Source organism: Myxococcus sp. CA039A, from assembly GCF_013336645.1.
In the GTDB taxonomy this organism is placed as follows: Bacteria; Myxococcota; Myxococcia; order Myxococcales; family Myxococcaceae; genus Myxococcus; species Myxococcus llanfairpwllgwyngyllgogerychwyrndrobwllllantysiliogogogochensis.
Genome location: NZ_JABUMQ010000122.1, coordinates 1 through 23084 on the forward strand (window position 1 = coordinate 1; position 23084 = coordinate 23084).

Below are 23084 nucleotides of genomic sequence, written 5' to 3' on the forward strand. Positions count from 1 at the left end.
TCCAGACACAGCGTCGGCGAGGCTCGCGCGCCGGCGACCTGGGGCACGCAGCGCACCCGCCCTCCCGTCGCTCGCACCCTCGAGCCGCGCCCCACCGTCGCGGAGCCGCCCTGCTCCACCGCGCGCAGCACGCGCTCCACCGTCCCCGCATCCGTCACCACGTCATGCTCGGCCAGCAGTCGGGCGAGCACCCTGCGCCGCAGCGGAGGTTCCAGCGCGCGCACCGCCACCGCATCCAATCCTCCCTCCGACAGCCGCACGCGGTGCCAGGCCGCGTCCGCCAACTCGCTCAGCAGCGCTTCGTCCTCCGCGGCCAGCCGCGCGAATGAGGCCAGCCGCGCGTCCACCCGGAAGCCGGCCGCCCGGCTGAGCGCGGGCAAGGCGTCCGTTCGGACCCGCACCCGGAAGAAGGCCGGGTCGGCGTTCATCGCATCTGTCCAATACTCGACGCCCTGCTCGGCCAGAAAGTTCACCAGCTCCTCGCGCGTGCGCTCCAAGAGCGGCCGGACGAGCCCGGGACGCGCTTCGTGGATGCCCACCGCGCCTCGCGAGGACGTCCCCCGGGCCAGCCGCATCAGCAGCGTCTCCGCCTGGTCGGTGGCCGAGTGGGCTGTCGCCACCACCGACAACCCTCGCGCGAGCCGCACCTCCTCCAGCGCCGCGTACCGCGCATGCCTCGCGCGCGCCTCCACTCCCGCTCCAGACTTCAGCGCCAGTTCGCGGACATGACACTCCAGCCCCAGCCTCGCGGCGAGCGACGCCACGGCCCGCGTCTCCGCTCGGGACTCGGGGCGCAGGCCATGGTCCACCGTGGCGACTTCCACGCGCAGCCCCAGGCGCTCTCGCACGCTCGCCGTGCCGACGAGCAGGGCCACCGAATCCGCGCCTCCAGAGACGGCGCACAGCACGGAGCGGCCCTCCAACCCGAGGCGCGCGTACGCATCGAGCAGCGTCGTCGTCAGCAAACGTGTCGTGGGTCCAGTGCGTGACATCTGACAGGGGGAATGGAGTGTCGGGTAACAGGGTTACAGAGGCGCGTGCGGTTGAAGGCAGGGGGGCTGGTTCTTATGATCGTCACACCGGATGGGCGCGGACTCGGAAGAGGAAATATGCGCGGCCCCCGGAGTTGTTGAGGGGACGGTCGAATTTTCAAGGTGTTGGGCCTAGGGGTCCCCCCCCTCCCCCTCTGGGCCCACGGGTCCGCTGGGAGATCCACTCCCGGCGGTCCCTCTTTCCGAGACGCCCCGGTCCTCCTGTCGCGAGGGCCGGGGCGTTTCCTTTTTCGCGCACAGTTGGATACGTCAGGCTTGACTGAACGTGCCCGGGCGAGGACCCAGCGAGCGCGGAATGAGTCCTCCGAAACCGTTGACCCTCTTGGGCGTCTGTCGGATAACGGCCCCGGTGTGTTCAGGTCGTCACCTCGAATCCGCCCCGGAGACTCAAGTATGGCAGGCACCGACAAGCGCAAGCAGTCGCTGTACTTCCCCGAGGAGATGCTGAAGGAGATTCAGGAGGAAGCGAATCGACAGGACCGCTCCCTCTCCTGGGTTGTCCAGCAGGCGTGGAAGATCGCCCGCGAGCGCATCAAGTCGTTCCCCGCCGTCAACGACGTGACTGGCGACGAGCGCCAGGACCCGCGCGAGGAGTAGCGCAGGCATGGCCACCACCGACCACCGCAAACAAAGCCTCTACTTCCCGGAGGACATGCTGGAGGAAATCCAGCGCGAGGCGACGAGGCAGGACCGCTCGCTCTCCTGGATTGTCCAGCAGGCGTGGAAGGTCGCGCGTGCGGAGATTCGGAGAATGCCGTCGGTCAACGACGTGCTCAGCTCGCCTCCTCCACCGCGTCCCGCCCCTGTCGTGGCGAGCCCGGCGGCGGCGGCGCCCGCGACCCCACCGAGCATGGTGGCGGCCGCTCCGAACCCGGACGAGCCCAAGTCCTGAAGGGCCCCGCGAGCGGCCCACCGGCACTCACCCGCCGGCGGGCCTCGCGGGCAGCGCGCAGTTCTCGAAGACGACGCGAGGCTCCTCGGAGAGCGCCTGGACGGGCGTGGGGTACTTCTCCCGCATGTACGCCGAGGCGATGTTCGCGTCGGTGCCGCCCAGCTTTCGCGCCTGCACCGGGTTCCGGTCAGGGTCCTGACCGGCATTGCCGAACACCGTGCCGTAGCCGTCGCCCCCCTCGAGCAGGAAGCTGGGCATGGCCACGCGATAGCGGATGCTCGCGTCGTCGCGAGGCGGCAGCGGAATCTGCTGCCCCCCCACTGTCAGCGCCCGCACCCGCTCGCCCTTGGGGCGTGAGCAGTCCACGCGCACCGACGTCCCCGCGGACACGTGGAGGAAGGCGCCGGAGGGCGAGGCGATGAGCTGTCCCTCCACGTACAGGGCGCCCACGCTGTTCTCCATCATCCCCACGACCTCGCGCTCGGTGAGGTCCACGGTGACGATGAGGTTCTCGAAGAGGATGACCTCGTGGAGTACGCCGTCGGTGAGCGGTCCCTTGCGCAGCGCCATGCGCGTGTAGCAGAGGCCCTCCGCGCGCAGCGAGCCGCCGTTGACGACGCCCAGCACGGCGGGCCGCACCGAGCCGTCCTCGGCATGAAGGAACGCGTCGGCGACCAACTGCGCCAGCGCGTTGTTGTCATGTCGGGTGAAGGGCTTGTCGAGCTGGACGTCCTGGCCCAGGTAGCCGACGACGGCATCCGGGTCCGCGACGAGCGGCTGGCACGAGTCGTTGTAGGAGATGCACCCGGCGAGAGGCGACGCCAGGGCGCACGCGAGCGCGGCGATGATGGACTTGGGGAGCGGCATCAGAAGTGGGCCCTCACGGTGAGGTAGCCGGACATGCCCTCGCGCGGGAGGCTCCCGGTGACGCGGTCCGGGCGGGGAACATCGTCGCGAAGGTCATGGTCGAAGACGTTGTGCGCCACCAGCGACACCTCCCAGATGTCGGCGATGGGCTCGCTGCGAATCTGCGCGGTGATGAGGCTGTAGGCGGGAATCTTGTAGCGGCGGACCAGCTCCAGCACGGAGCGGCTGTTGTTGCGTCGCTCCGCGCCCGTGCGCACCACCACGTCGAAGTTCACCCACGCGCCAATGGGCATGGACACGCCCGCGTTGAAGCGGGCCTGCGGCGTATCCGTGAGCAGGCGGGACTGCGAGGGCAGCTCCATGTCCTGCGCGCGGGAGATGCTCGCGTTGAACCAGGCGTTGGCGCGCTTGGAGGCCTCCAGGCGGGCCTCACCCTCGATGCCGTACACGCGCACGCCCAGCTCGCGGTTGCGCAGCGGGACGATGTTGCCGGACGTGTCCACCGGGATGATGGGCGAGTCGAAGAGCTCCAGGTACGCGTTGGCGCGCAGCCGCACGCGAGCCTCTCCGGCGGACTGGATGAGGTCGGCGCCCAGTTCGAAGGTGTCCACCGTGGAGGGCTGCAGGCGCGGGTTTCCCTCGAAGCGGCCCTGGTTGTAGGTCGTGTCCGGGATGCGCTCCACGAGTTCCTGGAGCGTGGGCGCGCGGAACGCTCGGCCGTACAGGGCCTTGAGCACCAGGGCGTCCGTGGCGGAGAACACCAGGCCCACGCGGGGATTGATGCTGGGCACGAAGCTGGTGCCGGTGATGGTGCCCGAGCCGTCCACGGTGGGCAGTTGCGTGGCATCCACTCGCACGCCGAACGTGAGCGTCAGGGGGGTGATGACGGTCCACTGGTCCTGCGCGAAGAAGCCCACGATGAGCCGGCGTGACGCGGCGCCATCCGCGAGGCCCAGCAGGTCCGTGAGCCCCTCGGGCGCGGTGAAGCCTTCCGGGCGCACGCGCGCGTCCAGCGTGTAGTTGGTCTCGTAGTCGTAGTCGCCCAGCGACTGCTGCTCAACCACCGCGCCCAGCGACAGCCGGTTGTTGGCCGACAGGGAGATGTCCGCGTCCACTCCGCCGGTGATCGAACGCACGGAGATGCGCGTGCGCTCCCGCAGGCCCTTGTCGAAGAGCTGGTTGGCGTCCGGGCCCGTGCGGAAGTTCAGGGGGGTGATCTGGAAGAGGCGGTCGGTGGACTGCTGGTCGAACCCGGCCCGCGCGCGCAGCAGCACCGAGGACCCGATGGCGCGCTCCCATTGGAGGTCCGCCATGAGGACGTTCCACTTCAGCTCGGAGTCCTCGCCCACGGTGTCGAAGAGGCCCATCAGGGCGGTGCGGTTCTCGGTGAGGAAGCGCACCGAGGCACCCAGGCGCCCCGCGTCTCCCATGGCGTAGGTGGCGCCACCGCCCAGGTTGAGGAGGAAGCGGTCATCCCGCGTCTTGCCCGCGGGGTCTTCCACCGCGCGAAGGCCCTGGGAGGTGGACTCGTCATCCAGGCCGTCGTGCTCGATGACGTTCGAGTCACCCGTCTGGTTCCACACGTCCGCGTCCGCGAAGAGGCGCAGGTCGCCGAAGGTCTCTCCCGCCGACGCATGCCCGTTGACGGTGATGGCCAGGCGGTCGTCCTTCTCCGGGAAGCCTCCGGCGGAGACGGCCGTGCGCACACCATCCGAGGTGTCGGTGACGATGTTCACCACGCCCAGGAAGGCTCCCGCGCCGTAGAGGGCGGAGCCCGGACCGCGGATGACCTCGATGCGCTCCAGGTTCTCCACCGGCAGGTTCATCAGCGCCTTGCCGTCGAAGAAGTTGTTGAGGCGATGGCCGTTGAGCAGGAACAGCACCTCGGCGTCATTGCGCAGGCCGCGCACCGCCGTGCGATGGAAGCCCTGCACGTCGCGGCTGATGGTGAGCCCGGGCACCACGTCCAGCACGTCGGCGACGGTGCGGGCACCCAGCGCGCTGATCTGCTCGCGGCCGAACGAGGCGGCGATGGCGGGCACCTTGCGGACCTTCTCCTCGTGGCGCGTGGCCAGGGCCAGGGTGTCCTCGGCGCTGTAGAGGGCCATGTCCTCTTCCAGCTCCGAGCGCGGCGGCACGACGACCGCGCTCTCGCGCGGCGAGGAGGACTCTCGCGAGGATGACGTGTCGCGCGTCGAGGACTCCCGGGAGGAGTCACGCGAGGCCACGGGCTCACGAATGGGTGCGTCGCGTGAAGTGCCAGCCTCTCGCGTGGGCGCGTCACGTGAGGTTCCAGCCTCGCGGGCGGTCGCGTCGCGGGAGGTCCCCGACTCACGCGGGGGCGCTTCTCGCGTCCCTCGAGTGGGCTCGCGTGAGGTGGTCGCGCTTCCTCGCGTCGGAGGCGGAGGCTCGCGCGACGTCGAGGGGGTGCGGGTGTCCCGCGACGACGCCTTCGGCGGCGGAACATCGGAGGGCAGGTCCGCGGTGAGGGCCGCCATCGAATCGTCGTCGGAGGTGCTGCTCGTGGGCGGCGGCGTCCGGGTGCGCTCGGGAGGTGGCGTCCGGGTGGACGGTCGCTCGTCGGCGGAGTTGGAAGGCGCCGGCTCCGGCGTCGCGGGCCGGCTCGCGGTCGCGGACACGTCGCCCGCCACGAACACGCGCGCGGGCCGCGCGGCCGTCTGGAAGATGGGGATGCGCTCACCGTCGGCGGTGAGGCCCTCGACGTAGTACTCGACGCCCGGCGGCACCATGTGCTCGGCGGGGATGACGCCGCGATAGAGGTCGCCGTACTGGCGCTCCATCAGCACGCGGGCGAACGGCTCGCCCGGGCCGCGGTAGCGGACGTACATCTCCAGGATGCGACCGCCTTCCACGAGCGTGCCGTCCAGCCGCAGAGGCAGCTTGGGCTCGGCGCGGGTCGGTGCGGAGTGAAGAAGAGAAGGCTCCTCGGCACGGACAGGTACCGCCAGGAAGAGCACGAAGCTGAGGAGGGTCGCGCGCGCGAGTGTGTTCTTCAAGCTGAGGGGGATGGTCCATTGCCCCGATCCCCGAGTCAAGGAAGGGAGCCCCCGGGCCACTCGCCGCTGATTTTTTGCCGGGCCTTCAGGGCCGTGCGAGGGATCGCCGCACTCCATGCGCGACTCGCTCGCCCTGCACCTTGCCCTCTTCCGTCGTCAGCGGGCACAAATCGCCCGCGTGGTGGACGGGCAGACAGATGCCTTCCGCTCCTACGAGGCCCGCTACCGGCGGCGTACCGCCAGCTATCGGCGCGTCCTGCCGCTGACCGAGGTGCACCAGCGCGTGCGCGCCTCGGACGTGGTGTACGTGGGCGACTACCACACGCTGCCGTTGGCGCAGCAGACCTACCTGGAGCTCGTCGAACGCGCGCTCACCTCGGGTCGCCGCGTCGTCCTGGCCCTCGAGTGCATCGAGGGCCGACACCAGGCCTCGCTCGATGCCTGGCGCACGGGACGTCTCTCGGAGCGCTCCCTCCTGGCGCGGCTGGGCGGTGAAACGGAGGGTGCGGGCTTCGGCCCGGGCACCACGCTGCGCACGCTGCTCGCCTTCGCCCGGCGCCACCGCCTGGAAGTCGTGGGCATCGACCGGCGCGCCCAGGGTGAACGCTCGCTCGCGCTGAGGGATGCCTACGCCGCGGAGCGCATCGCGCGGGTCGCCCGAGCCGAGGACCGTCCGCTCGTCCTCGTCCTGGTGGGCCAGTACCACGTGGCGCCGTGTCACCTGCCCACGCAGGTGGAGCGCGCGCTCGGTGACGACACGCGACGAGGCCTCGTCGTCTACCAGAACGCGGAAGGCGTCTGGTGGCGGCTGGCCCGCGACGGGCGCATGGGCGTGGCCGAGGCGGTGGAGCTGGCGGACGACACCGTGTGCCTGCTCAACGCCTCCCCTGTCGTCTGCCAGCAAAGCTTCCTGGATTACCTGGAAGCAGAGGCCGGAGACTCACCGTTGATGGACCGGGGCGCCTCGGAGCGCTTCCGGGAGATGGCGGCGCTCATCGGCCGGCTCGCGGGTGTGCCGGTGGTGCGCGCGCTGGAGTCGGTGGAAGTCGCCACGGTGGCGGACGGAGACGTGCTGGCGCGCATCCAGCGGCGCGGGCGCTTCACGCAGGCGGAGCTGTCCCAGTTGCGCCGCCACATCCTGTCTCGGGAGAGCAGCTATATCCCCCGAGCGCGGACGGCCTATCTTGCCTCGCTGTCCTTGAACCACGCGGCGGAAGAAGCCGCGCACTTCGTGCGGCACTGCGCGGTGGGCAGCGCGATGGAGGCGCCTCGCACGGCGTCCGACGCGTTCTACGCGCGGTGCATGGAAGAGGCGCTGGGGTTCTTCGGCTCCCGACTGGTGAACCCGCGACGCACGTGTCTGGGGCTGGCCGAGTGGGCGAAGCGTTTCGGCGAGAGCCGAGGCGTCGAGCGGCAGGTCTCCGCCTTCGTGCTGGCGCACAAGGCCGCGGAGCTGGAGGCGCCCGAGGAGGCGGTGAAGCTGCTGCCCCTGCGCAAGGACCGCCTGTTCCATGGCGTCAGCCACGCACTGGGCTACCTGCTCGGAGACAGGCTCTACCGCGCGTTCGACGAGGGGCGCCTGGCGAAGGCGGAAGTCCGCGCCTTGTTCAGGGACCCCTTCGTGGAGGCGCGGACCGTGTACTTCACGTGGGCCGAGCGGCTGCGCGACTGAGGCTCACGGCGCCTGCTCGTGGGAGGCCTCCGGCTCCGGAGGCTTCGCCGCATCGGGCGCGGGCGCGAAGGTGCCATCCGACAGCAGGTCTCGCCTCGTCGCGGGATTGTCCTCGGTGACGACGCTGATGCTGCCATCCGGGAACAGGACGTAGGTCACCGCCGTGTCCACGTGGCCCACCGCCAGCGAGGTCAGCTCCGGATAGAGCATCAGCAGGGCCAGCTCCGTCTCCAGCGGCCCCTTGAAGTGCTGGTGCAGGTGGGCATCCATCCGCGAGGCATCCTCGGTGATGGGCGCGACGTCGACCGCGATGACGCTCGGGTGCAGCTTCACCTGCTCGCGCAGCGTCCTGCCATCCGGAGCGAAGCGGAACCGGAAGTCACCCCCGTAGAAGAAGCGCTTCGGATCTCGCGTGCCCTGCAGCGTGTACACGGTGATGTCGCCCGACGCCTCCCGGACGACCACCGGGTTGACGCTGGTTCGCCCGAAGGTCTCCACGGTGATCTGCTTCGCCGTCTTCACGGCCCGAGCCACGGGACTGAAGTCGACGGGAAGCGTGTCCACGGGGATGAGTTCCATCCATTCGGGCTCCTCGTGCGGCGCCTTCAACGCGTAGGCCGGGATGAAGGTCCCCGCGTCGTCCACCCGGCCGAAGAGGCCGTACCACGCGCCCTCGTGAGGCAGGGTGACGTGCATCTGCATCCGGGCGGGACTCAGGTCCACGTCCTTGCTCTCCATCAGCACGTCCGTGGCGCGAATGGCGGCACGCTCCGCCTCGACGATGTAGCGGGCGCGGGCCTGGACCCGGAGCAACTCCGCGTCGTCCACGGGAGTTCGAGAGGGAGCAGGAGCCGCGGCGTCGCCGAGGAACGCGCGCGACGAGTGCGCACCGCATCCGACGAGCGACACGAACACCACCAGGGACACCACCAGTCGCATGCGAGACCTCGTGCCACGAGTCTGCGCGATTCCCCAAGGTCCGTCACGCCGCGCGTGCGCGTCGTCGGCGAGGCCGCTTGCTTCCAGGGCCCCTCTGCGCTCGTCGAGAATCTTCAGGCGGCCTCCACCACGATCTCCATCTTGGAACCGCGGGTTCCGTGATGACGGCGGGAGGCGGGTGCGGCACGGCCCGCCGGGGTCAGCGTCTGGCCTGTCTTGGGAAGGCCTCACGCTCCATGGGAACCCGCTGCCTTTCTGACTCAGGTCTTCGTGGGCGCGGTGGCCTGCACGGCGGCCTTCACCTTCTCGCGCAGGGCACGGACACGCTCACGCACCTGGAGGCGCTGGTCCTCGGAGAGCTGACCGCCGGCCGCGTCACGCTGGGCCTTCAGCTCCTCTCGCAACTGGCGGGCCTCCGTCTTGAACTGGTCCGCCTGCGACTGGGTGAGGCGACCTTCGGACACCGCGCGGTCCAAGCGGTGCTCCATCCGGGCGAGCTTCCGCTCTCCCTTCATGCCCTTGTGGCCATGCCGCCCGTGGTGGCCCTCCTTGCATTGCGGCGCGGGCGCGGTGTCCTCCGCGAGCACCGGAACGGAGAACAGGAGCGAAGCCGTGACAAGGGAACGCAGCAGGAAACTCTGACGCATGGTGAGGCTCTCCAGTGGGTTGAACTGGACGCGAGCGGCACTCCCGCTCGCGTCCTCGTTGCCTGGAAGAACCCCGCGCGGAGGAGAAGGTTAAATCCACGCTCCGGCACCGGGCTGGAGCACCTCCCCTCCCCCTTCGTGCTCGCTAGCCCGCCGTGCAGTCATTGAGCGCGTAGGAGAAGTCGCGCCGCGGCGTCTGGCCCGGGTCCTGGTTGACGACGCCGATATCCAGGAGCTGGTCCGACACCTCCTGGGTGGGTCCACCGATGACGAGCGACTGCCGCGTCACCTTCGTGGAGAACATGCCCATCTTCCCAATCGTCCCATTGGGCTCGCGGCGCCAGCAGCTCACGATGCGCGGGTCCGACGGGGCGAACTGGCAGGACGTGTACTGCCCCACCACCTCGCGCTTCAGGTAGATGCAGCGGCAGTCCCACGGGTCATAGACCTGCGTCGCCACCACGCCCTCGTAGCCCGTCGCCGTCTGCTTCAGCTCGAAGTAGCTGCCGTCCTGCGGGATTTCGCAGAACAACTTCACGTCACCCACCGCGCGGTCCTTCTTCTGCTCCAACACCGCGCCTGACTCGGACGACACCGGCGACGGCGCCGGCTCACAACCCGCGCCCAGCAGCGCGAGGCTCACGAAACAGAACGAGGAGATACGCCAGGGTGTACGCATTTGCGCTCCTTGCGGGAGTCTTTTCAGACCCTCAGCGCAACCCACTTTTGTGTCGCGAAGGCTCGGGTGCTCAGGGCGCGCCGGGTTTCACCGCGCGGGTGGCGATGAAACCCTCGAAGTATTCGGAGAGTTTGTCGCCCGCGACGTGCCGGTCCTCGAAGAAGCCAGCGAGGAGGAAGCCCGCGTCGAGCTGTCCGCCCATCTGGTCCTGGAGCGAGTGCCCCACGCAGAGGGGCTCACCCTTGTCGGTGTACCTGCTGCGCTCGGCATCCGTGAGGCTGGTGAAGTCCGAGTACGGCATCTTGTACTTGAGTTGCATCACCCCCTGCTCCTGGAGGTCCGGGTCGAACAGGAAGATGACCGGGTTGCTGAAGCCCGACAGGAGCGCGCCGCCCGGACGCAGCACACGGAAGGCCTCGCGCCAGACGGGCCGCACGTCGTCCACGAAGGCGTTGGAGCACGGGTGGAAGATGAGGTCGAAGCTTCCGTCCTCGAATGCGGACAGGTCCTTCATGTCCCCCTCCACCAGCCGCAGCTCCAGGCCCTCCCGCTCCGCCACCTTGCGGTCCTGACCGAGCTGCGCGGGCGAGTTGTCCAACACCGTCACCCGCGCGCCCGCCGCCGCGAGCACTGGCGCTTGTTGTCCGCCCGCGCCCGCCAGACACAGCACCCGCTTGCCGGTGACATCACCGAACCACTCGCGCGGCACGGGCTTTGTCGGGGTGAGGACGATGCTCCACTCCCCTCGCTTCGCCGCGGCGATGACCTCTGGCGTCACCGGTACCGTCCACCGGTCTCCCGCGGCCACCTGCCGGTCCCACGCCTCGCGATTGTACTTCCGCACGTCCACGGACTCAGTCGTCATGCAGCACCCTTCCTTCCATGCCTCCCGCCACGGTGATGACCTCACCCGTCACATGGCCGGAGATGCGATCCGATGCGAGCGTCACCACGACGCGCGCGACATCCTCGGGCTGGCCCACCTTGCGCAACGGCATGGTGCGCGTCACCCGCTTCACGAAACCCTCGGCCTCCAGCTTGGCGCGGTTGCGGTCCACCTCCGTCCAGCCGGGGCAGACCACGTTGACGCGCCCCAGCGGGGCGATGCGACCCAGCTCGTTCTTCAGGCTGCGCACGAAGCCGCTCGCGAGCGCGCCCTTCGCCGCCGCGTAGTCGGCGTGCCCGGCCTCGCCGAACAGACCCGCCGTGGAGCTGACGATGACGATGTTGCCCACGCCCGTGGTGGACACGTGCCGGAGGAACGCGCGGCAGCACAGGAAGACGCTGTCCAGGTTCTCCGCCAGCGTGCGGCGCCAGCGCGCCAACGACATCTCCCAGACGGGCTCATCCGGGGCGGGCCACACACCCGCGTTGCACACCAGCACGTCCAGCCGGCCCAGCGCGGCCACCGACGCGGGCACGAGGGCATCCACCTCCGCCTCCACCGTCAGGTCCGCGCCCACCGCCGCGCCGCCCACCTCACTGGCGAGCTTTCGCGCCTGCGCCTCGCGAGAGCGGTAGTGCACCGCCACCTTCGCGCCTTCGTCGGAGAACGCTCGGACCAGCGCGATGCCAATACCGCCCGCGCCGCCCGTCACCAGGACGCCTTTGCCCCTCAGCTCCGTGTCCATTCAGATGGCTCCTCGGAAGACATGGGGCCCTGTCGCGCCGGAATCCGGACAGACGGGTGGCGTCCGGCTGCTGCCGACGCAAAAGGCCCGCGGTTGCTGACATGGAAAAGAAAACCGCCGACGCGAGGAAGGCGCGTCGGCGGGAGTTCATCAGCTCAGGCGCAGAAGCTTGCGCGCCTGCTCTGGCGTCGCGGGCTCGCGGCCATGGGCCCGGGCGCGTTTGGCGGCCTCGGCCACCAGCTCCCAGTTGCCCTTCGCGAGCACGCCCTTGGACACGTAGATGTTGTCCTCCAGGCCCACCCGCGCGTTGCCGCCTCGCTTCGCCGCCTCGTCCACGAAGGGAAGCTGGTGACGGCCCACCGCGGCCACCGTCCAGGTGCTCCCCTCCGGCAGCGAGGCAATCATGAAGTCCAGCACCTCCGGCCGCGCCTGCAGCGTGCCCGGCACGCCGAGCACGAAGTCGAAGTGCGCCGGCAGGTCCACCAGGCCCTCCTTCGCCAGATAGCGGGCCTCGTCGAGCATGCCCACGTCGAAGCACTCCAGCTCCGGCCGGAGGCCCAGCGCCTTGATTCTCTTGGCGATGTCCCGCACCAGCGGGCGCGGGTTCCAGAACACCTCTTCGCCGAAGTTCACCGTGCCCGTGGTGAGCGTGGCCATGTCCGGCCTGTCCTCTCCCGTGAGCGTCAGCGGGCCACAGCGCTGGTCCACCGTCATGCCCACCGCGCCTCCGGTGGACGTCTGGATGAGCACGTCGGTGCGCTTGCGGATGGCCCGGATGGCGGCCCGGAACAGCTCCGCGTCCTGGGACGGTTTGCCGTCCGCGGTGCGCACGTGCAGGTGCACCATCGCCGCGCCGGCCTCGCGACAGCGCAAGGCGTCCTCGGCGATCTCCTCGGCGGTGATGGGCAGGTGCGGCGTCTGCTCGCGCGTCGTCTCCGCGCCCACCATCGCCGCGGTGATGACCATGGGAGTGCTCATCGCTGGCCTCGCTGCTTGTCCTTGGGAACCACGCAGGTGCCCGAAGCACGGCACACCACGACAGGCTCCGGCAACAGGTCCGCCGCCGAATCATTCACATCCGTGCGAGGCCGGATGACCTTGCGGGCCTCGAAGCGCATCTTCCGCGACGTGTTGCCCGCACTGATGATTTCGCCCTCCGCCTCGATGAAGTCTCCCGCGTACACCGGCGCCAGGAACTCCACCGAGTCGTATGCGCGGAACAGGCCCTCGTCGCCGTCCGCCCGGATGCACAGCTCCGTGGCCACGTCGCCGAACAGGCCCAGCATGCGCGCGCCGTCCACCAGGTTGCCGCCGTAGTGCGCGTCGTGGCTGCTCATGCGCAGGCGGATGATGGCCTTCGTCCCAGTGCTCACGTCGGCTCTCCCTGGTAGTGCGCGTCCTTGGGCTCCTTGCCTTCCTTCTTCAGGAGCGCATGGACGATGTAATTGGCCACGTCGGACGGCTTGGTGCCCGGCCCGAAGCCGGCGTCGAAGCCCAGCTCCAGCGCCAGCTTGTGGTCCACGCGCGGGCCACCCAGGAGCAGTTGCACCTTGCCGTGGATGCCCGCGGCCTTCGCCGCGTCGATGAACTGCCGCGAGTTGTCCTTGTGCACGTCGCGCTGCGTGACGACCTGGCTCACCAGGATGGCGTCGGCCTTCTTCGCCATCGCCTTCTTGATGAGGTCCTCGTTGGGCACCTGGCTGCCCAGGTTGAACGCCTCGAACCCGGGGTAGCGCTCCAGGCCGTAGTCGCCCGCGTAGCCCTTCATGTTCAGGATGGCGTCGATTCCCACCGTGTGAGTGTCCGTTCCCGTGCACGCGCCGAACACGACGATGCGACGGCCGACCTTCTCCTTGATGAAGGCGTTGAGGTCGTCGAAGGACATCTTCTTCACGACGACTTCCGGCACGTCGATTTCGGCGTAGTCCAGGTACATGCCCGAGCGGGCGTACACGATGAAGAACGTGTAATTGTCGGCGGCGCGCTCGGCGGCGGCGACCTTGACGTCGGAGAACCCCATCTTCTTCGTGAAGACGGCGGCGGCCTCCTTGGCCTTCTCCGACAGGGGCACCGGCAGGGTGAACGACAGCTGCACCACGCCGTCGTCCCGACGGTCTCCGTAGGGACGGATGATCTGCTTGCTGGGCTTCACCATCGGATCATTTCCCCCCGGCCCGCTGAATCTTCACGCTGGTGCCCACCTTGTCGGCGAGCGCGGCGAAGCGCTCCTTCTTGCGCTGCTCCAGGTGGAAGACGACCGACCACGTCGTGCGCCCATCGCACCCGACGTACGTCACCGTGTCCACCACCCCGCCGTTCGTCGAATTGTCCGAGTCCAGCCGCTTGGCCGCCGGCTGCCCGCCCACCTTGAGGCGCTCCCAGTTGGCCCCGCCGATGCCGGCGACAATCTTGTCCACGCAGACCTGGGCCTTCATGCCCGCCGTCTGCACCGAGCCCACGTCCACCAGGAAGTACGCGTCGCCGCTGGGCGCGGTGAACTTTGTCGTCCCGTCCTCGACGGAGCGGTTCCACGCGGCGGGCACCTGCACGCCCACGTTCTTCACCTGGAACTGCGCCAGCGAGTCCGCCGAGCCGCCCGCGGCCATCACCACGGTCAGGATGGTACCGAGCATCATGTTGCCTCCAGGATTTCCAGGAACGGGTTGAAGTAATCGGGAGCCTTCTCCATCACGCCATCCAACCCCTTGCCGCCGGTCTCCTCGCGCTTCACGTCGCCGAAGTGACCCTTGCCAATGGCCGCCACCATGCCCTCGTCGCGGCACTCCTGGAGCAGCTTCATCGCCTGGCCGAACACCTCGCGGGCCCGGTTGGCGATCTTCCCGTCCTCGCGAACGGTGAACTCCTCGTCGATGCCCCGCGCGGCGCGGTGGATGTAGTTGGCGGACTTGAGCGCCACGAAGCGGTCCGCGAGCAGCGGCGTGTGCATGGCCTCCGTCATCATGCCGAGCAGCTGGATGCCCTGCTTCGTCCAGATGGCCACCAGGTCCGCCATCACGTCGTACGCGTGGCTGAAGAAGATGTCCGTCTCCTTGTGCTTGGTGGGCGGCATGTACTTCAGCGGCGCGTCCGGGAAGCAGCGGCGCACCAGCATCGCCTGCGACAGCTCCAACAGGAGCGTGTCGTCCCGGTAGGGGTCGATCTCGTACGAGTGACCGATGCCCAGCTGCCAGTCCTTGAGGCCCGCGCGCTTGGCGAAGCACTCGTTGATGAACTGGCTGGCGATGACGGTGTGGGCCGCGTCGTACGCATCCGCGGTGGTGATGTAGTTGTCCTCGCCGGTGTTGATGATGATGCCGGCGAGCGCGCAGATGCGGCGGCTGAAGTACTGGTCGATGAAGGTGCGCCGCATGTTGATGTCGCGGAAGAGGATTCCGTACATCGCGTCGTTGAGCAGCATGTCCAGCTTCTCGTAGGCCGCGCAGAAGGCGATCTCCGACATGCACAGGCCGGACGAGTAGTTGGTGAGCTGGATGTAGCGCTTGAGCTTGCGGCTCTCCTCATCCAGGGCCTCGCGCATGATGCGGAAGTTCTCCTGGGTGGCGTACGTGCCGCCGTAGCCCTCCGTCGTCGCGCCGTGAGGCACGTAGTCCAGCAGGGACTGCGCGGTGGAGCGGATGACGGCGATGACGTCCGCGCCGGCCTGGGCCGCGGCCCGAGCCTGGTCCACGTCGTCGTAGATGTTGCCCGTGGCCACGATGACGTACTTGTGCGGCGCCGGCGACATGGGGAACTGCTGGCGGAGCGCGTCGCGCGCGGCGAGGCGGGACTTCATGTCCTCCAGGGCGGAGCGGGCTTCCGCGCGCACCTCGGCGCGGAGGTTCTGTTCGACTTCCGGAGACAGCGGACCCAGCTTGTCCGTCGGCAGCGCCGTCAGCCGCTCCACGGCCTCCAGCGGGCTCTTGGCGCCCAACTGGAGCGCCCGGCCATACCAATAGGCGGCGCCCCGGTTGAGCACCCCGGCGGCCTTGAGCTTGTCGACCATCAGGTTGGCGAGCGGAACCCCCCGCGCGCCGGCCCCGGAAATGCCGAAGAAGCGCAACACGGTGCGCTCGATGGATACAGTGGTGTTACGGCGGATGAGGTCGAAGATCGGGTTGACGATCTCTTCCGCCAGAGTGCGCGCGTGCGCAATCTGCGCGTCGTCAATGAACGGGCCAGGCATCCGCGCACCTTACCCGCCCAAACGCCTACAGGAAGCGCCGAAGCAGACCCCGAACGCGCTGCCGCACCGCATTATCGGTTCTGGAGCCAACGCACCGAAAAAGCGATGATCCCCTGCACCGAGCAGGCGGTGTTTCCACCGACATGCCGGTGAGCGGCGTTGTTGGCTTCGTGACAAGCCTTTGGATTTATTGGAATCCAGGAATCGGCACGGCGCGTGCTCTGGAGCGGTCCGCCTCATCCCCCGAGAGGAGACTTCGAATGAAAACCCGCTCCCTGTTGCTGTCGGCCGTGTTGCTCAGTGGTCCTGCCTTCGCAGCCAATCCGCCGCCCCTCACCACGGACACCGGTGCCGCCGTGGGCACCAATCAAAGCTCAAAGACGGCCGGCCCGCGCGGCGGCATCTTGCTGGAGGACTTCCACCTCATCGAGAAGCTGGCCCGGTTCGACCGTGAGCGCATCCCGGAGCGCGTCGTCCACGCGCGTGGCACGGGTGCCTATGGCGTCTTCGAGAGCTACGGCAACTTCTCCAACCTGACGCGCGCGTCCGTCTTCTCCAGCAAGGGGAAGAAGACGCCCCTGTTCGTGCGCTTCTCCACCGTCATTCATCCGTCCGGCTCGCCGGAGACGCTGCGGGACCCACGCGGCTTCGCGCTCAAGTTCTACACGGACGAGGGCAACTGGGACCTGGTGGGCAACAACCTGCCCATCTTCTTCATCCGCGACGCCATCAAGTTCCCGGACATGGTGCACTCGCTCAAGCCGTCGCCCATCAACAACAAGCAGGACCCGAACCGCTTCTTCGACTTCTTCTCACACATCCCCGAGTCCACGCACATGCTGACGCAGGTGTACTCGGACATCGGAATCCCGGCGAACTACCGCCAGATGAACGGGCACGGCGTCCACGCGTTCAAGTTCGTCAACGCCAAGGGTGAGTACCGCTACGTCAAGTTCAACTGGGCCTCGCAGCAGGGCGTCAAGAGCCTGACCTCCGAGGAGGCCGCGCGCACCGCGGGCGAGGACCACCAGCACGCGACGACGGACCTGTATGCGTCCATTGGCGCGGGCAAGTTCCCCGCGTGGGAGCTGTCCGCGCAGGTGTTGGACCCCAAGGACCTGGACAGCTTCAGCTTCAACCCGCTGGACCCGACGAAGATCTGGCCGGAGGACAAGGTGCCCTCCATCAAGCTGGGCAAGTTCGTCCTCAACAAGATGCCGGACAACTTCTTCGAGGAGACCGAGCAGGCCGCGTTCTCCCCGGGCGTACAGCCCTCCGGCATCGAGCCGTCCGAGGACCGCCTCCTCCAGGGCCGGCTCTTCTCCTACGCGGACACGCAGCGCTACCGCGTGGGTGCCAACTACCAGTCCCTCGCCGTCAACCGCTCGCGCGCCGCGGTGAACAGCAACAACCAGGCGGGCAGCATGAACATCGCCAACACGAAGTCGGACGTGAACTACGAGCCGAGCATCGCCCGTGAGTCGCAGGAGTCCCCCGCCAACCTCTTCTCGCGCGCCGCGCTGTCCGGCACCACACAGCAGCAGCCCATCGAGAAGACGGACAACTTCTCGCAGGCGGGCGCCTTCTACACGGCGCTCGACGCGGCCGCGAAGGACCGGCTGGTGAAGAACCTGGCCGCGGACCTGGGTCAGGTGCGTGACGCCCGCGTGAAGGCGCGCATGGTCGGCCACTTCTACGTCGCCAACGCGGAGTACGGCACCAAGCTGGCCAACGCGGTGGGCGTGAAGGTGGATGACGCTCGCGCCGCCGTGGCCCCGCTCGCCACGCGCTGAAGCTCGCGGTGATTCACACGGGTCTCGGCGCCAGGGTGTCGCCGGGCCCCCTTGAGAGACGGCCGGGGCGTGGCCAGGGAAGGCGCGCTCCCCGCGAGGTGGCCTCCCCCGCCCCGGCCTTCTCATCCGACTTCGTCTGGAGGACGACCATGTTTCGCAAGGTGCTGCTCGGAGCCCTCGGTCTCCTGGTGCTGGTGTGCGCGGTGCTGACGGCCGCCTGGTGGTCCCTGCGCGCGGAGCCCGCGCCCCAGGGGCGGATGCTGGCCACGAGCGAGGCGGAGAACTACCTGCTCGCCGCCGCGCGCGTCGGTGACACGGAGATTGTCACGGGGTTGCTGAAGGCCGGAACCCCCGTGGAGGCTCGCGACTCGCGGGGCTTCTCGCCGCTCATCCTCGCGGCGTACCACGGCCATCTGGACACCGTGCGCGCGCTGCTCTCGGCGGGTGCGGATGCATGCGCGGGCGACAAGCGCGGCAACACGGCGCTGATGGGCGCGGCCTTCAAGGGCTACGGCGACGTCGTCGCGCTGCTGAACCAACAGCCGTGCGCCGTGGACCAGGCCAACAGCCTGGGCCAGACGGCGCTGATGTTCGCCTCCCTCTTCGGGCGGCGGGAAGTCGTGGACCAGCTCCGCGAGAAGGGCGCCTCTCCCGAGGCTCGCGATGCCAGTGGCCGGAGTGTCGGCGACTGGGCGCGGACGCAGACCGAGCCCCAGGCACCCGTGGCGCCCGAGACCGATGGCGCGTCCTCCGCCGCGAGGTAGTGCGACACGACGCTCACGTCGCGACCGATGGCCTCGCGGAGGATGCGGCGACAGGGGCCTGACGCGCGGGGAGCAAGCCGCTCTGGACGGGCTTGCGCCCCGCTGGCTCGCTCAGACGTAGCGCGTGGCGAAGAGCTGGAGCAGCGCCGGCTCCGTGCGCAGCAGCGCCAACGTCAGCGAGGCATGACCGGGCACGTAGCCGTTGCCCACCAGCATGGTGACGTCCTTGCCCACGCCCTCGGCGCCGAGCGCCGCCGTCGTGAAGCTGGTGGCCATGGAGAAGAAGATGGCCGTGCCGCCATCCTTCACCGAGAGAATGGTGGCCATCTCCGTGTTGCCCACGCTGGCGCAGTTCACCACCAGGTCACAGAGCTGCCCATCCGTGGCCTGGCTCACCGCCTCCATCACGTCCACGCCCTGGGTGGCATCCACCTTCAGCGCCACGTCACACAGGCCGATGGACGACAGCATGTCGAGCGCCGCCTGGGACACGTCCAGCGCGATGAGCTTGCCCCGGCTCTCCAGGTTGCGCCGCGCCTGCGCCAGACACAGCGCCCCGCTCTTGCCCGCGCCCAGCACCGCCACCGTCATGCCCGGCCGCACGTAGCGCGCCACCAGCGCGGGCGCGCCGCACACGTCCAGCGCCGCCAGCGCCAGCGTGTCCGGGATGTCCGACGGGAGCTTCGCGTAGATACCGCTGGCAAAGAGCACCGCGTGCCCTCGAATGTCCAGCCGGTCGATGTCCACCTGGACGGCCTTCACCTCTTCAATCACCAGCGGAGTCAGCGTCAGGCTCACCAGCGTCGCGATGCGGTCTCCAATCTGGAGCTGCCCCTTCGCCGGGTGCTTGGCGCCAATCTCCTTCACGCGGCCAATCAACATGCCGCCCGAGCCCGTGACGGGGTTCTGCATCTTCCCCCGCTCCCGGACGATCTCCTGGATGCGCTCGCCGATGCGCGCGGGGTCGCCGCCCACCTCGCCCTTGATCTGCTTGAAGGAGGCCGCGTCGATGTTGAGGCTCTCCACGTCGATGAGCACCTCCGAGTCGCGGCACGGCAGCGAGGGGTCCAGCTTCCGCGCACGCTGCGGCAGCACACCCTTCTCACCGACGACGCGAGACAGCCCGTAGAGGTCGTTGCTCATGTTCCCATCTCCCTGAAGGTCTTCCCGCACCTGCCACCGAGCCACCGTGGCGCGCGGGCGCTCTGCCTCTACCCGCTCCCCTGGGGCAATGGCCAGCGCAACGTCACGCTTCCGAGGGATGACGTCACGCGGCAATCAGTCCCGGGGCCCCACGTCCCATGAGGCCCGTCCAGGACCGACGCCGCGCCCGGTCCGCTACTCCCGCGCGAGCTTCGGCAGGAGGACCGACAGCGACCGCTCGAAGCGATAGCTCACGCCGGAGTGGCCGTCCTCGAACTCCTCGTGCACCAGCTCCACGCCGGCGTTCTTGAGGTCGTCCGCCAGCATCCGCGTGCCCCAGCGCATGTTGAACTCGTCTCGGGTGCCGCAGTCCAGGAAGACGGTCTTCATCTTCCGGTAGGCGTCCAGGAACTTGGGCACGAAGCGCACCGGGTCATGCACCAGCCACCGGTTCCACACGTCGATCTTCAACCGGCCCGTCTGCGCGTCGAAGGGCAGCTCCAGGTTGAGCGGCTCTCCCTTCTTCGGCGAGTACGCCGCCGCCATCGCCAGCGTGTTCACCACCGGAAAGTCATCGCCGCGCATCTTCGTCTCGCGCACGCGCTGGCGGAACTCGCCCTGCCAGGCCTCGATGCCTCCGGCCTTGAGGAGCACGCCCGCCGCCTTCGGCAGGTCCGGCAGGTAGCAGTACTCGAAATACGAGTCTGCGGAGTGCGCGCCCAGGTGCGAGAAAATCTCGGGGTGGTAGCGCCCCATCACCAGCGCGCCATACCCGCCCGAGCTGTGTCCCAGCACGGCTCGCGACGCCGCCTTGGGCAACGTGCGGAAGGTGCGGTCCACGAAGCCGACGATGTCCTTGGCCAGGTAGTCCCGGTAACGGCCGATGGCGTCGCTGTTGATCCACTGGCTGCCGCCCAGGGACGTCCAGCCATCCGGGAACACGCCCACCACCGGCGGCACCGCGCCAGACTCGATGAGCGCGTCCAGCCGCTCGGGCACGCTGGGCGCGAAGCCCGAGGCATTCGTCCAGCTGCCGCCGCCACTGCCAAACGCGTGCAGGAAGTACACGGCCGGATAGCGTCGGTCTCCCTCGCCATACCCTGGCGGCAGGTACACGGTGAGCCGCCGCCGAGCCGGGTCGCCCAACGGATTGGACTCCAACGCGGGCGACTGCACCTCGCGCGTTTCCAACAATCCCCTCATCTGAGTCTCCCCCCCGAGGCCCCGCTATGCGCGCGAGCCCGGGTTCTTGCCGAAGATCTTCATCACGGCTTGCAGGTCCTCCCACGCCTTGCGCTTCTCCGCTGGATTGCGGAGCAGGTACGCGGGGTGGAAGGTGGGCATGAGCTGAATGCCCTCATAAACGCGCCAGGCACCACGCATTCGGGTGATGGGCGTCGAATCGCGCAGCAACGTCTGCGCCGCGAACTTGCCCAGGGCCACGACGACCTTGGGCTGGATGGCAGCGAGCTGCGCCCGGAGGAACGGCTCACACGCGGCGATCTCGTCCGGCTCCGGATTGCGGTTGCCTGGAGGCCGGCACTTCACCACGTTGCAGATGTAGATGTCGTCGCGACGGAAGCCCATCGCCTCGATCATCTTCGTCAGGAGATCTCCCGCGGCGCCCACGAAGGGAACGCCCTGCAGGTCCTCGTTCTCGCCCGGCCCCTCGCCGACGAACACCAGCTCCGCGCGAGGATTGCCCGTACCGAACACGATGTTCTTGCGGCCCGAGCACAGCTTGCAGCGCTGGCAGTCCCCCAGCTCGCGACGCACCTGGTCCAACGTCGGCCGCTCACCGTCGACACTCCCCGGCAGCACGGTGGTTCCGCCCGGAGACGACCGGGGAACGTCGAGCAGCATTCCGGCGCTCGCGGGAGCGGAGGGACGAGACATCGGCGCGCGTGCCGCCACGGGCGCCTCCGCACGAGGAGGCGGGGGCGCATCGACGAGCGGACGCGACACGGGCGCCGCGCGGCTCGAATCCGGGGGACTCGCGGGAGGGCCAGGTCGACGCTCGGCCATCGAGGGCGCGCTCGGAGGCGTCGCACCGGGCAGCACCTGCGCGGGGCCGGGACGGCGCTCGGCCATGGGGGAATCGACGGGGGGCGTCGCACCGGGCGAGCCCTGCACGGGGCCAGGTCGGCGCTCGGGCGCGGCAGCCGTGGGCTCGGCCGCACCACCGGGCCGAGCAAATCGCGAACGCATGGAGGGGGCGAGGCGCTGAAGCTCGGCCGCCGCCTTCGCGTCGATCATCAGCAACCGGCCAGCACCGTCCTCCTGCCAGAGCAGGTGACGGCGCACGTCCTCGAGCACGGCGCTCAGTTCCTGCGAGGCATCGGGCGAGTCGTCGTTCACGGTGGTGGATCGGTATCGGACGACGGGACCGAGCGCAAGGAAGCGGTCATCCTTCGCGACCGTACGCCTCTCGCCACGGCGGGCCCACCGGCACCCACCGGGTCAAGTCCTCGCTGGGCCCACACATCGCGTCACAGACCTGTCGCTCGGACGTCCTGGAGCGGCATTCAGCCCTGTCCGTCGATTCCAGGCCCCGCCGCTCAGCCGTTCGCCGGGCGTTGTTCCACCAGCAGCAGTTCGAGGATTCCCCGGGCCACCGCGTCCTTGGTGCCCTGGAGCTCTCGTGGCGAGCCGGCGCGCGTCAACACCGTCACCCGGTTGGTGTCGGTGCCGAAGCCCGCGCCGGGCGCCGTCACGTCGTTGGCGACAATCGCGTCCAGGCCCTTGCGCTCCAGCTTCTCGCGTGCGTGCTCCAACACCCGCTCTGTCTCCGCGGCGAAGCCCACCAGCACCGGACGCCGCGCCTGCCCCGCCACCTTCCGCGAGGCCTCCGCCAGCACATCCGGCGTGCGCACCAGCTTCAACGTCTCCGGCCCGGAGGCGGCGCCCTTCTTCACCTTCTGCGCGGCCCGAGTCTCCGGGCGCCAGTCACTCACCGCCGCCGTGGCGATGAATACGTCCGCCTCTCCAACCCTCCCCAGGACCTCGCGCGCCATGTCCTCGGCGGACACGACGTCGACGACTTCCAGCCCCGCGCGGTCCACCGCGCCCACGGGCCCCAGAACCACCGTCACCGAGGCGCCCAGCGCACGCGCCGCATGCGCCAGCGCCAGTCCCATCTTCCCCGTGGAGGGGTTGGAGATGAACCGCACCGGGTCCAGGAACTCGCGCGTGGGGCCCGCCGTCAGCAACACCCGCTTGCCCGCGAGCGGCCCCGGGGCGAAGCGCGCGGCCACTCCCGCGACGATGGCCGGCACCTCCGCCAGCCTCCCCTCACCCACGTCGCCACAGGCCAGCAGGCCCGCGCCAGGGCCGACGAAGGAGAAGCGCGCATGTGCCAGCAGCACCGCCACGTTCTCCTGCGTCATCGCGTTGTCCCACATGGCCACGTTCATCGCCGGGGCCAGCACCACCGGCCCGCGGAAGGCCAGCAGCGACGTCGTCACCGCGTCGTTGGCCATGCCCGCGCGCACTCGCGCCAGCAGGTCCGCCGTCGCGGGAGCCACCACGAAGGCCTCCGCCCAGCGCGCCAGGTCCAGGTGCCCGAAGTTCCCCTCCTGCGAGGGGTCGAAGTAGTCGGTGAGCACCGGATGCCCGCTGAGCGCCTGGAAGGTGAGCGGGGTGACGAACTGGCGAGCGGACTCCGTCATGGCCACCCGCACCTCGGCGCCCGCCCGACCCAGCTCGCGCACCAGCTCGCAAGCCTTGTACGCGGCGATGCCACCGGCCACGCCCACCACGATGCGACGGCCCTTCAGTGCCGATACGTCCATGCGGCTTCCTAATG

General features: G+C 69.2%; 22 protein-coding genes. 5 read left to right on the forward strand and 17 right to left on the reverse strand.

All coding sequences use genetic code 11. From position 1 onward, the window contains the following. On the reverse strand, positions 1-992 hold a 992-nt coding region (tilS, locus tag HR086_RS21120), incomplete at its 3' end, for a tRNA lysidine(34) synthetase TilS (RefSeq protein WP_174466509.1). 453 nt (positions 993-1445) lie between these two features. Here tilS and HR086_RS21125 point away from each other — a divergent pair. Beyond that, positions 1446-1649, forward strand: a complete 204-nt coding sequence (locus tag HR086_RS21125) for a TIGR04563 family protein (protein WP_015350409.1) — start codon at positions 1446-1448, stop codon at positions 1647-1649. A 7-nt stretch (positions 1650-1656) separates the two neighbouring features. Next, positions 1657-1944 (forward strand): TIGR04563 family protein, encoded by a 288-nt coding sequence (locus HR086_RS21130; RefSeq protein ID WP_141646610.1) that lies wholly within the window; start codon positions 1657-1659, stop codon positions 1942-1944. Positions 1945-1971: 27 nt separating this feature from the next. Here HR086_RS21130 and HR086_RS21135 read toward each other — a convergent pair whose 3' ends face one another. Further along, complete coding sequence (locus HR086_RS21135) at positions 1972-2811, reverse strand: 5'-nucleotidase C-terminal domain-containing protein (RefSeq protein ID WP_141646611.1); 840 nt, start codon at positions 2809-2811, stop codon at positions 1972-1974. After that, the gene (locus tag HR086_RS21140) at positions 2811-5828 is read right to left on the reverse strand and encodes a TonB-dependent siderophore receptor (protein WP_174456804.1); all 3018 of its coding nucleotides are present in this window, start codon (positions 5826-5828) and stop codon (positions 2811-2813) included. Before HR086_RS21140 ends, HR086_RS21135 begins: the two co-directional genes overlap by 1 nt. 115 nt (positions 5829-5943) lie before the next feature. Here HR086_RS21140 and HR086_RS21145 point away from each other — a divergent pair, with 115 nt between their 5' ends. Continuing rightward, positions 5944-7500, forward strand: a complete 1557-nt coding sequence (locus tag HR086_RS21145) for a ChaN family lipoprotein (protein ID WP_174456805.1) — start codon at positions 5944-5946, stop codon at positions 7498-7500. A 3-nt stretch (positions 7501-7503) separates the two neighbouring features. Here HR086_RS21145 and HR086_RS21150 read toward each other — a convergent pair whose 3' ends face one another. From HR086_RS21150 to HR086_RS21195, 10 genes are all read right to left on the reverse strand, one after another. Continuing rightward, positions 7504-8439, reverse strand: coding sequence for a hypothetical protein (locus tag HR086_RS21150; protein ID WP_174456806.1), 936 nt, complete (start codon positions 8437-8439; stop codon positions 7504-7506). A 260-nt stretch (positions 8440-8699) separates the two neighbouring features. Next, positions 8700-9086, reverse strand: coding sequence for a hypothetical protein (locus HR086_RS21155; RefSeq protein ID WP_174466510.1), 387 nt, complete (start codon positions 9084-9086; stop codon positions 8700-8702). 145 nt (positions 9087-9231) lie between these two features. Next, the gene (locus HR086_RS21160) at positions 9232-9765 is read right to left on the reverse strand and encodes a hypothetical protein (RefSeq protein WP_174462487.1); all 534 of its coding nucleotides are present in this window, start codon (positions 9763-9765) and stop codon (positions 9232-9234) included. Positions 9766-9835: 70 nt separating this feature from the next. Continuing rightward, positions 9836-10630 carry a class I SAM-dependent methyltransferase gene (locus tag HR086_RS21165; protein WP_174456808.1) on the reverse strand — a complete coding sequence of 265 codons (795 nt, stop codon included), beginning with the start codon at positions 10628-10630 and terminating at the stop codon, positions 9836-9838. Then, entirely contained in the window at positions 10620-11396 is a 777-nt protein-coding gene (locus HR086_RS21170; RefSeq protein WP_174456809.1) for an SDR family NAD(P)-dependent oxidoreductase, read from the reverse strand. Before HR086_RS21170 ends, HR086_RS21165 begins: the two co-directional genes overlap by 11 nt. 150 nt (positions 11397-11546) lie before the next feature. Then, the gene (locus HR086_RS21175) at positions 11547-12374 is read right to left on the reverse strand and encodes a 3-keto-5-aminohexanoate cleavage protein (protein ID WP_174456810.1); all 828 of its coding nucleotides are present in this window, start codon (positions 12372-12374) and stop codon (positions 11547-11549) included. Further along, a complete protein-coding gene (locus tag HR086_RS21180) occupies positions 12371-12769 on the reverse strand; it encodes a hotdog fold domain-containing protein (RefSeq protein ID WP_371745792.1) in 399 nt (132 codons plus the stop codon). Before HR086_RS21180 ends, HR086_RS21175 begins: the two co-directional genes overlap by 4 nt. Then, positions 12766-13551, reverse strand: a complete 786-nt coding sequence (locus HR086_RS21185) for an OAM dimerization domain-containing protein (protein WP_174462490.1) — start codon at positions 13549-13551, stop codon at positions 12766-12768. The genes HR086_RS21180 and HR086_RS21185 overlap by 4 nt, the downstream gene beginning before the upstream one ends. Before the next feature lie 4 nt (positions 13552-13555). After that, positions 13556-14032, reverse strand: coding sequence for a hypothetical protein (locus tag HR086_RS21190; RefSeq protein ID WP_141646621.1), 477 nt, complete (start codon positions 14030-14032; stop codon positions 13556-13558). Beyond that, on the reverse strand, positions 14029-15579 hold the full coding sequence (locus HR086_RS21195) for a lysine 5,6-aminomutase subunit alpha (protein ID WP_141646622.1): 1551 nt from the start codon (positions 15577-15579) through the stop codon (positions 14029-14031). Before HR086_RS21195 ends, HR086_RS21190 begins: the two co-directional genes overlap by 4 nt. Positions 15580-15839: 260 nt before the next feature. Here HR086_RS21195 and HR086_RS21200 point away from each other — a divergent pair, with 260 nt between their 5' ends. Both HR086_RS21200 and HR086_RS21205 read left to right on the forward strand, forming a co-directional pair. Beyond that, positions 15840-17372 carry a catalase gene (locus HR086_RS21200; protein WP_174466511.1) on the forward strand — a complete coding sequence of 511 codons (1533 nt, stop codon included), beginning with the start codon at positions 15840-15842 and terminating at the stop codon, positions 17370-17372. A 149-nt stretch (positions 17373-17521) separates the two neighbouring features. Next, positions 17522-18136 (forward strand): ankyrin repeat domain-containing protein, encoded by a 615-nt coding sequence (locus HR086_RS21205; RefSeq protein ID WP_174456812.1) that lies wholly within the window; start codon positions 17522-17524, stop codon positions 18134-18136. 111 nt (positions 18137-18247) lie between these two features. On the opposite strand, the gene HR086_RS21210 is transcribed toward HR086_RS21205, so the two are convergent. The 4 genes from HR086_RS21210 to coaBC all read right to left on the reverse strand — a co-directional run bounded on the left by HR086_RS21210 (position 18248) and on the right by coaBC (position 23070). Continuing rightward, on the reverse strand, positions 18248-19279 hold the full coding sequence (locus HR086_RS21210; protein ID WP_141646625.1) for an L-erythro-3,5-diaminohexanoate dehydrogenase: 1032 nt from the start codon (positions 19277-19279) through the stop codon (positions 18248-18250). A 195-nt stretch (positions 19280-19474) separates the two neighbouring features. Further along, a complete protein-coding gene (locus tag HR086_RS21215) occupies positions 19475-20482 on the reverse strand; it encodes an esterase family protein (RefSeq protein ID WP_174456813.1) in 1008 nt (335 codons plus the stop codon). Positions 20483-20506: 24 nt separating this feature from the next. Next, on the reverse strand, positions 20507-21637 hold the full coding sequence (locus tag HR086_RS48595) for a uracil-DNA glycosylase family protein (protein ID WP_174456814.1): 1131 nt from the start codon (positions 21635-21637) through the stop codon (positions 20507-20509). A gap of 200 nt (positions 21638-21837) precedes the next feature. Continuing rightward, complete coding sequence (coaBC, locus tag HR086_RS21225; protein ID WP_174466512.1) at positions 21838-23070, reverse strand: bifunctional phosphopantothenoylcysteine decarboxylase/phosphopantothenate--cysteine ligase CoaBC; 1233 nt, start codon at positions 23068-23070, stop codon at positions 21838-21840. Between the last annotated feature and the right edge of the window lie 14 nt (positions 23071-23084).